Source organism: Streptomyces griseus (assembly GCF_900460065.1).
GTDB lineage: Bacteria > Actinomycetota > Actinomycetes > Streptomycetales > Streptomycetaceae > Streptomyces > Streptomyces griseus.
This window is the reverse complement of sequence record NZ_UAVD01000007.1, coordinates 68,200-81,589: the sequence shown is the minus strand read 5'-3', so window position 1 is coordinate 81,589 and position 13,390 is coordinate 68,200. Positions and strand designations below refer to the sequence as shown.

The 13,390-nt window shown below is 72.2% G+C and carries 12 protein-coding genes; 5 read left to right on the top strand and 7 right to left on the bottom strand.

The window, feature by feature from the left end; all coding sequences use genetic code 11:
- Positions 1-9: 9 nt before the first annotated feature.
- Positions 10-1,287 (top strand): thymidine phosphorylase, encoded by a 1,278-nt coding sequence (locus DTB53_RS04160; RefSeq protein ID WP_012379352.1) that lies wholly within the window; start codon positions 10-12, stop codon positions 1,285-1,287.
- Between the two features lie 201 nt (positions 1,288-1,488).
- On the opposite strand, the gene DTB53_RS04155 is transcribed toward DTB53_RS04160, so the two are convergent.
- Entirely contained in the window at positions 1,489-4,842 is a 3,354-nt protein-coding gene (locus DTB53_RS04155) for a S8 family peptidase (RefSeq protein ID WP_012379351.1), read from the bottom strand.
- Positions 4,843-5,043: 201 nt separating this feature from the next.
- Here DTB53_RS04155 and DTB53_RS04150 point away from each other — a divergent pair, with 201 nt between their 5' ends.
- Entirely contained in the window at positions 5,044-5,427 is a 384-nt protein-coding gene (locus DTB53_RS04150) for an STAS domain-containing protein (RefSeq protein WP_012379350.1), read from the top strand.
- 50 nt (positions 5,428-5,477) lie between these two features.
- Here the strand turns inward: DTB53_RS04150 and DTB53_RS04145 are convergent, their stop codons facing one another.
- From DTB53_RS04145 to DTB53_RS04135, 3 genes are all read right to left on the bottom strand, one after another.
- Positions 5,478-6,506, bottom strand: a complete 1,029-nt coding sequence (locus DTB53_RS04145; protein WP_012379349.1) for a sigma-70 family RNA polymerase sigma factor — start codon at positions 6,504-6,506, stop codon at positions 5,478-5,480.
- 176 nt (positions 6,507-6,682) lie between these two features.
- Positions 6,683-7,399 carry a L,D-transpeptidase family protein gene (locus tag DTB53_RS04140; protein ID WP_003966776.1) on the bottom strand — a complete coding sequence of 239 codons (717 nt, stop codon included), beginning with the start codon at positions 7,397-7,399 and terminating at the stop codon, positions 6,683-6,685.
- Between the two features lie 154 nt (positions 7,400-7,553).
- Positions 7,554-8,861 carry an MFS transporter gene (locus DTB53_RS04135; RefSeq protein WP_012379348.1) on the bottom strand — a complete coding sequence of 436 codons (1,308 nt, stop codon included), beginning with the start codon at positions 8,859-8,861 and terminating at the stop codon, positions 7,554-7,556.
- Positions 8,862-8,923: 62 nt separating this feature from the next.
- On the opposite strand from DTB53_RS04135, the gene DTB53_RS04130 reads away from it, so the two are divergent.
- Positions 8,924-9,877 (top strand): LysR family transcriptional regulator, encoded by a 954-nt coding sequence (locus DTB53_RS04130; protein ID WP_012379347.1) that lies wholly within the window; start codon positions 8,924-8,926, stop codon positions 9,875-9,877.
- A gap of 26 nt (positions 9,878-9,903) precedes the next feature.
- Here DTB53_RS04130 and DTB53_RS04125 read toward each other — a convergent pair whose 3' ends face one another.
- A complete protein-coding gene (locus DTB53_RS04125; protein ID WP_012379346.1) occupies positions 9,904-10,665 on the bottom strand; it encodes an alpha/beta hydrolase in 762 nt (253 codons plus the stop codon).
- A gap of 103 nt (positions 10,666-10,768) precedes the next feature.
- Here DTB53_RS04125 and DTB53_RS04120 point away from each other — a divergent pair, with 103 nt between their 5' ends.
- Positions 10,769-11,923 carry an adenosine deaminase gene (locus DTB53_RS04120; protein WP_012379345.1) on the top strand — a complete coding sequence of 385 codons (1,155 nt, stop codon included), beginning with the start codon at positions 10,769-10,771 and terminating at the stop codon, positions 11,921-11,923.
- A 134-nt stretch (positions 11,924-12,057) separates the two neighbouring features.
- The gene (locus tag DTB53_RS04115; protein ID WP_003966771.1) at positions 12,058-12,360 is read left to right on the top strand and encodes a hypothetical protein; all 303 of its coding nucleotides are present in this window, start codon (positions 12,058-12,060) and stop codon (positions 12,358-12,360) included.
- Between the two features lie 147 nt (positions 12,361-12,507).
- Here DTB53_RS04115 and DTB53_RS04110 read toward each other — a convergent pair whose 3' ends face one another.
- Positions 12,508-12,714, bottom strand: coding sequence for a PspC domain-containing protein (locus DTB53_RS04110; protein ID WP_012379344.1), 207 nt, complete (start codon positions 12,712-12,714; stop codon positions 12,508-12,510).
- 94 nt (positions 12,715-12,808) lie between these two features.
- Positions 12,809-13,381: a VanZ family protein gene (locus DTB53_RS04105; protein ID WP_012379343.1), complete on the bottom strand. Its 573-nt coding sequence runs from the start codon at positions 13,379-13,381 to the stop codon at positions 12,809-12,811.
- Positions 13,382-13,390 lie beyond the last annotated feature (9 nt).

The window sequence follows — 13,390 nt, the reverse complement described above, 5'->3', positions numbered from 1 at the left end:
AGGATTCCCATGGACGCCATCTCCGTCATCCGCACCAAGCGGGACCGAGGCGAACTGACCCCCGAGCAGATCGACTGGGTCATCGACGCCTACACCCGCGGCGAGGTCGCCGACGAGCAGATGTCCGCCCTCGCCATGGCGATCCTGCTCAACGGCATGAACCGCACCGAGATCGCCCGCTGGACCGCCGCGATGATCGCCTCGGGCGAGCGGATGAACTTCCGAGCGCTCTCCCGGCCCACCACCGACAAGCACTCCACCGGCGGCGTCGGCGACAAGATCACCCTGCCGCTCGCCCCGCTGGTCGCCGCCTGCGGCGCGGCCGTGCCGCAGCTCAGCGGACGCGGCCTCGGCCACACCGGCGGCACCCTGGACAAGCTGGAGTCCATCCCCGGCTGGCGGGCCCATATCTCCAACGAGGAGATGCTGAACGTCCTGGACTCCACCGGCGCGGTCATCTGCGCGGCGGGCGACGGACTCGCCCCCGCCGACAAGAAGCTGTACGCGCTGCGCGATGTCACCGGCACCGTCGAGGCGATCCCGCTGATCGCCAGCTCGATCATGTCCAAGAAGATCGCCGAGGGCACCGGGGCGCTGGTCCTGGACGTCAAGGTCGGCTCCGGCGCCTTCATGAAGACCATCGAGGACGCCCGCGAACTGGCCTCCACCATGGTCGCGCTCGGCACCGACAGCGGGGTGCGCACGGTCGCCCTGCTCACCGACATGTCGACCCCGCTCGGCCTCACCGCGGGCAACGCCCTGGAGGTCCGCGAGTCCGTCGAGGTCCTCGCCGGCGGAGGCCCCCAGGACGTCGTCGACCTGACCCTCGCCCTGGCCCGCGAGATGCTGGACGCGGCGGGCCTCAAGGACGCCGACCCGGAGAAGGCCCTGGCCGACGGCTCCGCGATGGACGTCTGGCGCCGGATGATCTCCGCCCAGGGCGGCGACCCGGACGCCACGCTCCCCACCGCGCGCGAGCAGCACGTGGTCACCGCCCCCGCCTCCGGCGTCCTGACCCGGCTGGACGCCTACGACGTCGGCGTCGCCGCCTGGCGCCTCGGCGCGGGCCGCGCCCGCAAGGAGGACCCGGTGCAGGCGGGCGCGGGCGTCGAACTCCACGCCAAGCCCGGCGACACGGTCACCGAGGGCCAGCCCCTGATGACGCTGCACACGGACACCCCGGAGAAGTTCGACTACGCCCTCAAGGCCCTGCCGGAGGCGTACGACATCGCCCCGGCCGGCACGTCGTTCGCGCCGCTGCCGGTGGTGCGGGAACGTATCGCCTGACCTGCGGTTTCCTCGTACGGGTGAACGGGACCGGTGGACTGCCACCGGTCCCGTTCGGCATGCTGGACGCGGTGACGCACCGATAGGGGAGACCGCCATGAGCGCACTCACCGTCGGCCCTCCGCCGAGCGGCCCGCCGCACGGAATGCCTCCGTGCTGCGGGCCGCCGTCGTGCGGGTGTGAACTACCCTGCGTGCCGGCTCACTTGCCGAAGTACGCGCTGTAGATCTTCACCGACGAGGTGTTGCCCTTCTTGTCGGTGACCTTGGCGGAGAAGGAGATCGCCTTGCCCTTGGCCGGGTTCTTGACGGTGATCTTCCCCTTCTTGACGGTGACCTTCTTCCAGGTCTTGCCGCCGTTGTAACTGACGTACGTCTTCAGCGACTTCAGGTTCTTGCCCGCCGCCGCGCCGTGCACCTTCACCGGCACCGAGACGGTCTTGCCCGCCTTGACCCGGCCGTCGGCGCCCACGGCCGGGGTGAACCGGACCGTGGAGACGGGCAGCATCGTGAACGCGGTCTTCTTCGAGCGGAACGTCCAGGCCGCGTCCACCCGGGTGGAGAGCGGGTTGACCTTCGCGCTGTGCCGGACCGTGGTGGTCAGCCGGTAGTCGGCCGCGCCCGCCGGGACCCGGAAGGACTCGCCGCCGGTCACCGGGTCGCCGTTCCGGCCGAGCTTCTTGCCGTTGCGGTACAGGACGGTCTCGGCGGAGGTGAACAGCATCCCGCCCGCGTTGCCCCGGCCGTCGGCCAGCAGCGGAAGGGCGCCGGTGATGTCGTTGCCCTCACGGGCGACGCCGTAGTTCTCGTTGTCGACCAGTGGGCCGAACACCCCGGTGTTCACGGTCTTCGCATACGACTTGCCCGCCTTGTACGCGGCCTCCTCGCCGATCTGGTAGTTGGCCTCGTACGTCGGCCAGCCCTCCGCGTCGAGCGGGCCCTGCTGGTCGAAGTCGAAGCTCCACGCCACCTTGTCCGCGGTGGAGACGTACAGCGTGCGGGTGCCGGGCAGCTTCTGGTCGATCGAGGTCGCCCAGCCGCCGCCCTGCGTGGGCAGGAAGGGGAAGGCGGTGATCGACCCGGTCTTCCTCGGCGCCGCCGAGCCCATGGCGACCTTCACCCTGGCCAGCTGCGCCGTGGTGAACTTCCGCTGGAAGCCGGTCGCGAGCTGCTTGACCGGGCCGCCGACCGCGATGTCGTACTCGGTCGACGCGCCCTTGCTCCAGGTGCCCACCCAGTGCTGGGCGACCGAGCCGTCGGTGATCTTCGGGCCGGCGTGCAGCGTGCGGATACCGGCCGGCGACTCCATCAGCCAACCGAAGGAGACCGCGTCGTTCGCCTCCTCCACCACGTAGTCCGGGGAGAACAGCCGGGCCTTCGCCTTCGCGTCCGGCACCGTGACGTTCACGGGCTTCGCCTTGCGGGCGTCGAACGTCAGCGAGGTGTTCTTCGTGATCGCGAGCTTGGGCTGCGCGATCCAGTCGGCGCCCTTGGTGACGTCGTCCGGGTCGTTGTAGACCGTGGAGTTGACCACGTACGTGCCCTTGGGCACCCGGATCTTCGCGGTGCCGTCGACGACCCGCGGGCTCAGGAACGGGTCGCCGGACTCCACGCCGAAGCGGTAGAGCGTGCTGTCCGCGTAGGCGGCCGGACGGCCGTCCCGCCCGAGGTGCTTGACCGTGACCTCGTAGCTCTCCACCTCGCGCTCGACCGCAGCGGCCGTGCGCACGGTCTGCCCGCCGCCGGTGGCCACCAGGTACGCGGAGTACGTCCCGTCGGCGGTGCCGCCGAGCCGGGTGTCGGCGGTGAGCGTCACGTCCGCCGTGCCGCCCGCCGGGACGGTCACCCGGTCCGCGCCGAGCGTGAAGAAGCCGGCCGGGGCGGGCTTGCCCGTCGGGCCGGTGCCCGTCACCTTCAGATCGAGGGTGACATCGGTCGTGCCGAGGTTGCGGTACGTCACCTTCTCGCCGACCGGGACGTCATCGGTGTGCGGCCACTGCTGCACCCCGAAGCTCACCGAGACCGGCTCCGCGACGACGCTCTGGGCGATCGCGCGGTCCACCGCGATCCGGCCGGAGCCCTGCTGGAACGGGTTGTACGCCCCGGGCTTCGTCGAAGCGGTCAGCGCGCCCTTCAGCTCGCGGTACTTCCAGTCGGGGTGCTGCTGCTTGAGCAGGGCCGCCGCGCCCGCGACGTGCGGGGTGGCCATCGACGTACCCGAGATCGTCGCGTAGCCGGCCGGGTTCTCGCCCACCTCCTTCGCGATCTGCGAGCCGGACGGGATGGCCGCCGTGGTGTCCACGCCGGGGGCCGTCACATCCGGCTTGACCGCCCCGTCGCCGACCCGCGGTCCACGGCTGGAGAAGTCCGCCAGCTTGTCCTGGTCGTCGACCGCGCCCACGGTCAGCGCGGCGTCCGCGCTGCCCGGCGAGCCCACCGTGCCCGCGCCGTCGCCCTCGTTGCCCGCGGCGATGGCGAACAGGACGCCCTTCTCGGCCGACAGCTTGTCGACCGCGGCCTCCAGCGGGTCCACCTCGGGGGTGTCCGTGCCGCCGAGGCTCAGGTTGACGATGTCGGCGCCCTGGGCGACCGCCCACTCCATTCCGGCCAGGATGCCGGAGTCCTCGCCGTAGCCGTCGTCGTCGAGCACCTTGCCCGCGAGCAGTTCGGCGTCCGGCGCCACGCCCTTGAACTTCCCGCCCGACCTGGCCCCGGTGCCCGCCGCGATCGAGGCGACGTGCGTGCCGTGGCCCACCCGGTCCTTGGTGTCCGGGGAGGCGCTGAAGTTCTTCTCCGCGAGGATCCGGCCCTTGAGGTCGGGGTGGGTGGCGTCCGTCCCGGTGTCCAGGACCGCGATCTTGACGCCCTTGCCGGTGAACCCGGCCTGCCACGCCGCCGGGGCGCCGATCTGCGGGACGCTCCTGTCGAGGCTCGCCCTCCGTACCCCGTCCAGCCAGACCCGGTCGATGCCGGCCGCCGTGGTGAGCCGCTCACCGCCCGCGCGCCGGTCGGTGAGCGCCTTCCAGATGGCCGGCGCGTCGGCGGTCGGCGTGGTCACCGACTCGGCGTTCAGCGAGGTGAGACTCCGGCCGACCTCGGTGCCGCCCGCACCGCGGACCTGAGCCTTCGCGGTGGCGGTCTGCTTCCCCCGGTAGCCGACGATCAGTTTCAGGCCGTCCCGCTGGGCCCGGAGGTTCTCCGGGCGGCTCAGCTCGGTGACGTCGAACAGCCGCCGGTCGAGCTTGCCGGAGGTGATCAGCCGATGGGCGTCGGCCGGGACGACGAGCGTGTGCCCCTGGTCGCTCATCCGCTGCACCGGGATGTTCTCCCGGCCCTTCGCGGGCCGGAAGGCGACCGGCTTGCCCTGGGCGTCGACGGTCACCCGGTCACCCGTGACGAGGGTCAGCCGACGCAGCTCCCTGTCCTGGGAACGGTCCTGGGCCCGGGTGTCCGACGACGCCCCCGGGCCCGGCCGGGCGACGGCGGACGAGGTCATGCCCGCCGCCAGGGCCACGGCCACGGCGGTGGCGACCGCCGGTATGCACGCGGTTCTCACGTGTCTGCGCAACTCTCCCCCTGGAGAAACTCGATGGCTTCAGGTCCCGCCGGTCCGCAGAGGCGCAGGAACGACGGCTGCGGCCCGTCGGTTCACCGAACTAGAGGTGATGCCGGGAGAGTTGGTTCACGCGAGGCGCGGAATGAGCTCATGGTTGTCGCAAAACGGCCCTTCCGCCGCGGGGCCGCGCGGCGGGGGCCGATGACTTTCGCCCGCCGGTCCGGTCTCCCTGGTGTGAATACCGAGAATCCGATCGCCCTGACGGTGACCGGCCGGGTCAGCCGGGCCGTCGTGGCCGACCTCTGCGTCGAGCTGGAGCGTGCCCTCGCCGACCCCGGCGGGGCCGCCCCCGCCCCCGGCGCGGCGGTGGACTGCGATGTGGGCGGAGTGACCCGGCCCGATCTGACCCTGGTCGAGGCGGTGGCCCGCCTCGCGCTCGTCGCCCGCCGGTCCGGACGCACGCTGCGGCTGCGTCGGGTGCCCCCCGAACTCCGGTCGCTGCTGGACCTGGTGGGGCTGGCCGACGTGGTGGCCCTGGAAGAGGGGCCGGAGGAGCCGGAGAGACGGGTGCCCGACCCGCGCTGACTCCGGGGCCGGCACTCCGGTGTGCCCCGGAGCGCCGGCCGGTGAGACTCCTACGCGTCGGCCGGGAGCCGGTCCGGCAGCTCGAACAGCGGGAACCAGCGCGGGACGTCCAGGAAACAGTGCATCCCGGTGATCGCCCCGTCCTGGACGTCGATGACCTGGACCGCCCACGGCACGAAGCCGTCCCCGTCCTCGGCGGGCTTGTAGTGCGCGAAGCCGGGGGAGCCGTTGGCCAGGACGGGCACCAGCTTGGAGCCCGCGCACGCCGCGCCGATGGAGGTCATGAAGCCCGTGATGTCCCCGGCGCCCCGGAGCCACAGGTCGAACGGCGGCATCGTCATGACCGCGTCCTCGTGGAGCAGCGCGGTCAGGGCGGCCATGTCGTACCCCTCGAACGCCTTCACATAGCGCTCCAGGAGCTTGAGCTGCTGCTCGTCGAGGGGGTCGGACACATCGCCCGCCCGGCCCTCCGTCTCGGTGAGCGTGGCGCGGGCGCGCTGCAGGGCGCTGTTGACCGAGGCGACGGAGGTCCCCAGCAGCTCGGCGACCTCGGCGGCCTTCCAGGCGAGGACCTCGCGCAGGATCAGCACGGCGCGCTGCTTGGGCGGCAGGTGCTGGAGGGCGGCGACGAACGCCAGGCGCACCGACTCGCGGGCCACGGCCGCCTCCGCCGGGTCCTGGACCGAGGGCAGGACCCGGCCGTCGGGCATCGGCTCCAGCCAGACGTTCTCCGGTCGGGGGCTCAGCGCGGCCTGGGCGAGCGGTGTGGGGCCCGTCAGATCGACCGGGCGGGCCCGCTTGTTGCCCGCGTTCAGCATGTCCAGGCAGACGTTGGTGGCGATCCGGTAGAGCCAGGAGCGCAGCGAGGAGCGGCCCTCGAACTTGTCGAAGTTGCGCCAGGCCCGGACCAGGGTGTCCTGCACCGCGTCCTCGGCCTCGAAGGCGGAGCCGAGCATCCGGTAGCAGTAGCCCGTCAGCTCGACCCGGTGCCCCTCCAGACGGCTGTCGATCCCGGCGGCGTCGGCGCTCCCGGCGCCCGCCGCCGCTCCTGTGGCCGTCGTCGTGGTCAGATCGCTCATCGCTCCACCCCTGTTGCGCGCAGCCGCGCCGTGGCATCCGTCACCCGGTACGTCGGAAGCTACCGCAGGCCACTGACAGTCGGTGCGGAAGGAGGACGAGGGGCGCCGGCGGCCGTGGCCGCGGCCACGATCCGTCCGGCGCCCCTCGGGAGTCCTGCCGCCGCCGAGCGCGTCGCTCAGGTTCCGGGCTTGCGCCCGTACACGTACACGTCGTCGCCGTTCTTCAGCAGTTTCCAGTATGCCTTCGCGTCGGCGGGGCGCATGTTGACGCAGCCGCCGGAGCCCGGCGGGTTGTACATGGACTTGGTGACCGAGTGGAACGCCTGGCCGCCGTCGAAGAACTGGGAGTGCGGCATCCAGACCTTGTAGATGGTCGACCAGTGCTTGATGTTGCGCCAGTAGATCTTCTTGGACCCGGTCCGGGTCTCGGCGCCGTTCCGGCCGGTCCGCACGGGCACCGGCCCGTACGTCAGCTTCTTGCCGTCCTGGATCCAGCTCAGCTGCCGCGTCAGGTCGACACAGGCGATGCGCCCCTTGTCGGTCGGGCACTTCTTCGCCTTGTTGGGGTTCTTCCCGGCCGCCTTCTGGGCGAGCATCGTGTTCATCGTGCGCCAGGTCAGCGGGCCGGCGTAGCCGATGGTGGGGGTGATCCCGTGGGCCTTCTGGAACTTCTGGATCGCCTTGCAGTCCGCGGTCGACTGCTTGCCGTCCACGGGCCGCTTGAGGAACTTCTCGACCTGCTTCTGGTGGGGCCCCGCCGACGTCGTGCAGGACGCCGCCTGGGCGGCGGTGCCGCTGCCCAGGACCAGGGCCGGAGCGGCCACCAGCCCGGCCACGGACAGGGCCACTCCTCGTCGCAGACGTTTTCCGGATGTCTTGACCGTGACTCGCATGCGCGCCAACTCCCCTTCGCCCACAGTGCGTTGCTGGTTACGCCTGGTAGACGTGCGAAGAGGTGCGGTGGTTGCGCGCTGGTATGTCTCGGTTGCGTCCCGGTCGGGCGGCGGGGCCGTTCCGCGTGCCGTCGGGCGGGCCCGGGAGAGCGGTTCAGCGGGTGGCGGGAACGAGCGCCCGCCGCTCCGCACGCGCCACCCGGGTCCCGTACAGGGTGATCGAGACGACCCCGAGGACCGCGAGCAGCCCCAGGGCCACCGTCGCCGCCCAGCCACCGGCGTGGAAGGCGACCGCGCCGAGCGTGCCGCCCGCGCTGGAGCCCAGGTAGTACGCCGACTGGTAGAGCGCCGATGCCTGCGCCCGGCCCGTCGTCGCGGTGCGGCTCACCGACGACGAGGCGACGGCGTGCCCGGCGAAGAAGCCGGCCGTGATCAGCACCAGGCCCAGCAGTACGGCGGCCAGCCGGTCCGCGAGCGACAGCAGCAGCCCGGCGGCGGTCGTGGTGACCGCCAGGTAGAGCGCGCCACGGCGGCCGAGGCGGGCCACCAGGCGTCCGGCGGCGGCCGAGGAGACCGTACCGACCAGGTAGACCAGGAAGATCGAGCCGATCACGCCCTGCGGCAGGCTGAACGGCTCCTCGACCAGCCGGTAGCCGATCACCGTGTAGACCGCGCCGAACACCGTCATGAACAGCGCGCCGATCGCGTACAGCCGCACCAGCAGCGGATCGGCCAGATGCGTGGCGACGGTCTTCGCCAGGGCCTTCGGGTTCAGCGAACCGGGGCGGAAGTTCCTCGCCTTCGGGATGAGGAAGTGGAACGCGACGGCGCACGCGAGCGCGAGCAGCCCGACCGCCGCGAGCGCGGCCCGCCAGCCCCAGGCCTGGGCGACCCAGCCGGTGAGGATGCGCCCGCTCATCCCGCCGATGCTGTTTCCCGCGACGAACAGCCCGATCGCGGCGATCAGCGCCTTGGGCCGCACCTCCTCCGCGAGATACGCCATCGCGGAGGCCGGGAGCCCGGCGAGCGCCGCACCCTGGACGGCGCGCAGCGCGATCAGCGCGCCCATCGACGGGGCGAGGGGAACGAGCAGCCCGACGAATACCGCGATCGCCAGCGAAGCGGTCATCATCTGCCGCCGCCCGAACCGCTCGGAGAGCGCGCTCAGCGGCAGCACGAACAGGGCCAGTGCCCCGGTCGCCGCCGAGACCGTCCAGCTCGCCTGCCCGGCGGTGGCGTCGAACGAGGCGGAGACGGCGGGCAGCAGCGCCTGGGTGGAGTAGAGGAGGGCGAAGGCCGCGACACCGGCGGCGAAGAGGGCGAAGCTCATCCGGCGGTAGCCGGGGCGGCCGGGCTCCAGGCGCTCATGGGTGGAGGCCGGCGCGGCGGTGGTGGTGACGGGGGACTGCGGGGCAGAGGCACCCACCACGACGGTGGATGCCCCGGTATCGGCGGGAGGCATACGTCGAAAGTAGACCCGCGGGTTTCATGCGTCCAATGCACAGAACGGCGATAATCAATCCCATGGCGCATGAACGCAGCTCAGGGCATCGGCTGTCACCGAGCAGTTACGAAGAAGGCATCCGGGCCGTGCTCGCCCCCCGCCTCGCGTACTTCGAGGCGGTCGCCCGGCACGAGCACGTGACCCGCGCCGCACAGGAGCTGGGGGTCCCGCAGTCCACGCTCTCGCGGGCCATGGTCCGGCTCGAAGCGGACCTGGGCGTCGCCCTGTTCGCCCGCAGGGGCCGCACGGTCTCGCTCACCCCGGCGGGCCGCACCTTCCTCGGCTCGGCGGAACGCGCCCTGGCCGAGGTGGAGCGGGCCGCCGACTCGGTCCGCGCGGACGCCGACCCGACGGCGGGCCGGGTCTCCTTCGGCTTCCTGCACACCATGGGCTCGGAGACCGTGCCCGCCCTGATCCGGGCCTTCCGGGTCGACCACCCGAGGGTGCGCTTCCAGCTCGTGCAGAACTACGGCGAGGCGATGATCGAACGGCTCCGCGCGGGCGGACTCGACCTCTGCCTCACCTCACCCGTGCCCGACGCACCCGACCTGGTCGCCCGCCGCCTCGACGAACAGCGGCTGCGCCTCGTGGTCCCCGACGACCACCGGCTCGCCTCCCGCCGCCGGATCCGCCTCGCCGAGGCCGCCGACGAGACGTTCGTGACGCTGGAGCCCGGTTACGGGCTGCGCCGGATCACCGACGACCTCTGCGCCGAGGCGGGCTTCACCCCGCGCGTCGCCTTCGAGGGCGAGGAGGCGGAGACCCTGCGCGGGCTGGTCGCCGCCGGGCTCGGGGTGGCGCTGCTGCCGCCGCCGGCGGTCGCCCGTCCCGGCGTCGTCGAGCTGACGGTCACCGCGCCGCGCGCCGCCCGGGAGATCGGGGTCGCCTGGCTGGACGGCCACCCCGACACCCCTCCGGTCGCCGCCTTCAAGCGCTTCCTGCTCTCGCGCCGGGGCCATCTGCTGCCGGACTGAGCGCAAGGAGTGCGGGGGCCGCGCGGTCAGTGCCGCAGCGAACGGCCGAACCCGGCGGCCAGCGGCATCCGCAGCCCCAGCGGCGGCGGCGCGGCGAGCGCGTCCGCGACCGGGCGGGCGTAGGACCGGGCGAAGAGGGAGCCGCGCACGAAGTCGGCGGCCAGCGCCATCACTTCGGAGCGGTGCTGGCGCAACGCATGGCCGTCGGAGTGGACTTCGAAGCGGCAGGTGTCCCGGTTGGACTTCTTCGCCCGCTCCGCCAGCCGGTACGACAGCTCCGGATCGGTGCGCTCGTCGTTGGTGCCGTGCACGATCAGCACCCGCCGCCCCACCAGCTGCCTCACCGGCTCGGCTCCGCCCGCCGCCGGCTCCGGCAGCCACGGGGCCAGGGCCAGGACCGAGGTGACCGAGCCGTGCCCGGCGGCCCGCAGCGCGGCCCGCCCGCCCATCCCGTGGCCGGCCAGGCAGACCGGCACGTCCCCGTACCGGCGCTGGACCTCGTCGGCCGCCCACGCGGCGTCCTCGACGGGATGCGCCTCGTCCGCGTTCCAGCCCCGGCGGCGGTAGCGCAGCACGTGCACCGCGAGACCGTCGCCCACCCCGGCGCGGGCCAGGGAGCGCGCGAAGGGCAGCTGCGCGGCGTACGAGAGAGGGGAGGGGCGACGGTGCGAGTCGGCCCGGCCGTCCGGAAGCAGCAGCACCACGCCGCTGACCTCGTCCATTGTTCCGGCCGTCCGAACGGCCCGTCCCAGCCTGGGGTCAGACAGGGGGAGTGCGCGCTGTCCCATGACAGAACAGTGTCAGAAGGAGAGGTGTACTCCACCCGACTTCGCGGTCACTGTTACGCATCGACACCGGGCGCTCTACGCGCGTAGGCGCTAGAGTGCCCAGATGACGAGCCAGACCCCGAATGTCCCTGATTCCGACCAGATCCGGCGCGCCCCCAAGGTGCTGCTCCACGACCACCTCGACGGCGGCCTGCGGCCGGGCACCATCGTCGAGCTGGCCCGCGCGCAGGGTTACGACTCCCTCCCCGAGACCGAGGCCGACAAGCTCGGCATCTGGTTCCGCGAGGCCGCCGACTCCGGTTCGCTGGAGCGCTACCTGGAGACGTTCGCCCACACCTGCGCCGTCATGCAGACCCGTGACGCGCTGTTCCGGGTGGCCGCCGAGTGCGCCGAGGACCTCGCCGAGGACGGCGTCGTCTACGCCGAGATCCGTTACGCCCCCGAGCAGCACCTGGAGGGCGGCCTGACCCTCGAAGAGGTCGTCGAGGCCGTCAACGAGGGCTTCCGCGAGGGCGAGCGCGTCGCCCGCGCCAACGGCCACCGCATCCGCGTCGGCGCCCTCCTCACCGCGATGCGGCACGCGGCCCGCGCGCTGGAGATCGCCGAACTCGCCAACAGCTACCGCGACCAGGGCGTCGTCGGGTTCGACATCGCGGGCGCCGAGGCCGGGTTCCCGCCCACCCGCCACCTCGACGCGTTCGAGTACCTCAAGCGCGAGAACAACCACTTCACCATCCACGCGGGCGAGGCCTTCGGCCTGCCCTCGATCTGGCAGGCCCTCCAGTGGTGCGGCGCCGACCGCCTCGGCCACGGGGTGCGGATCATCGACGACATCGAGGTCGCCGAGGACGGCTCGGTCTCCCTCGGCCGCCTCGCCTCCTACGTACGGGACAAGCGCGTCCCGCTGGAGATGTGCCCGACCTCCAACCTCCAGACCGGCGCCGCCGCCTCGTACGCCGAGCACCCGATCGGACTGCTGCGCAAGCTGCACTTCCGGATCACCGTGAACACGGACAACCGGCTGATGAGCGGCACGAGCATGACCGGGGAATTCGAGCGGCTGACCGAGGCCTTCGGATACACGCTCGACGACATGCAGTGGTTCACAGTCAATGCGATGAAATCAGCGTTCATTCCTTTCGACGAACGTCTCGCCATGATCAATGACGTCGTCAAGCCCGGATACGCGGCGCTGAAGTCCGAGTGGCTCTTTCGCCAGACCGCTGTGACCAGCGGTTCCGCGGTCTCCGCGGGCTGATTCCCGCGACAGGGGAAGGGGCCGGGAAGCGAAATCCCGGCCCTTTTCCGCGTGTCGGGATGTTTGCGGCAGGGGCATCGGAATGGCTAGCTTGCAGAGCCGCTCACATCCCCTTCCCCAAGGATGAATTCTCCATGAAGAAGTCTGCTGCCAAGACTCTCGGTGTCGCCGCTCTCGGCGCCGCTTTCGCCGCTGCCGCCGCCGGCAGCGCCTCCGCCGCCCCCTCGCTGCCGCTGGACGCCGCGGCCGGGGCGCTCCCCGTCTCCACGATGGCGCTCGACACCGTCGCCAAGTCGGCCCAGAACGCGCCCGTCCAGGAGACCGTCGGCAAGGTCCTCGGCGGCGACGCCACCGACGCGGCCGCCCCGGTCACCGGCCTGCTCGGCGGTCTGCCCACCAAGGGCCTCACCGCCAACGGGATCCCGCTCGGCGGCTGAGAGGCTCCCGGCTGACCCCGGGCGGGGCGGCCACGCCCCGGCCCGCGCGCCGGGCACCGGCAGCACCCGTACGACGCCCGTGGGGCGCACACCCTGGATCAGGGTGTGCGCCCCACTGTGCGTTTCCGCTCCCCGTGGTCCGGCGCGTCACCAGGCCGTCGCGGAGGAAGCGGACTTCTCCGTCGGCAGCAGCGCCCACAGCGCCAGGTAGAGCAGGAACTGCGGGCCGGGCAGCAGACAGGAGACGACGAAGATGACGCGCATCGTGTTGGCGGAGATACCGAAGCGCCGGGCGAGGCCCGCGCACACTCCGCCGATCATGCGGCCTTCGCGGGGGCGGACAAGTGCGGCCATGGTGGGCTCCTTCGCGAACCGTTGCGTGAGGAGCGGCCTTGTGCGCTCCCCGATGTACTCCATGGTGCGCCGCGAAGGGGGACAAAGCATCGCTCTACGGGGCGAGACCGACCCCGGTAATCGTCGGGGTCGATCCCCCAGGGGCCTCGTCCCTGAGACGGGTCTCCGGCCGGTGGTGGGGCAGGTCCCGCACCCCCGGCACGCCCCGGCGGCGCAGCCGCGCCCGGCAGACCGGGACGACCAGCAGATGGGCCAGCACCACCCCGGTGGTGTTCAGCAGCAGCGAGTCGATGTCGACGACCTGACCGGGCACCCCGGTCTGGCCCAGTTCGATGGCGAGCGAGATCAGCGCGCCGGCGGCGACCGTACGCAGCAGGGAGACCCAGGGCGAGACGAAGATCCGGCCCCCGGCCATGGGCAGCAGCACCCCGAGCGGGGCCAGCAGCAGCAACGCCCCGCCGATCCGGCGGACCGCCTCGGCCGGTCCGAGCGCGAGATCCGCCCTGATTCCGGCGAGCGGCTCGAAGTTCGCCGCCGTGATCCAGGGGACGTCCAGCGGGCGCAGCGTCAGCCACCCGACGAACAGCAGATGCGCGGCAAGGAGAGTGACCCCCGCCGCGCGGAAGTGGATGACGGTCTCGCCGTCCGAACAGTGACGCACGTCCACCAAGACGCC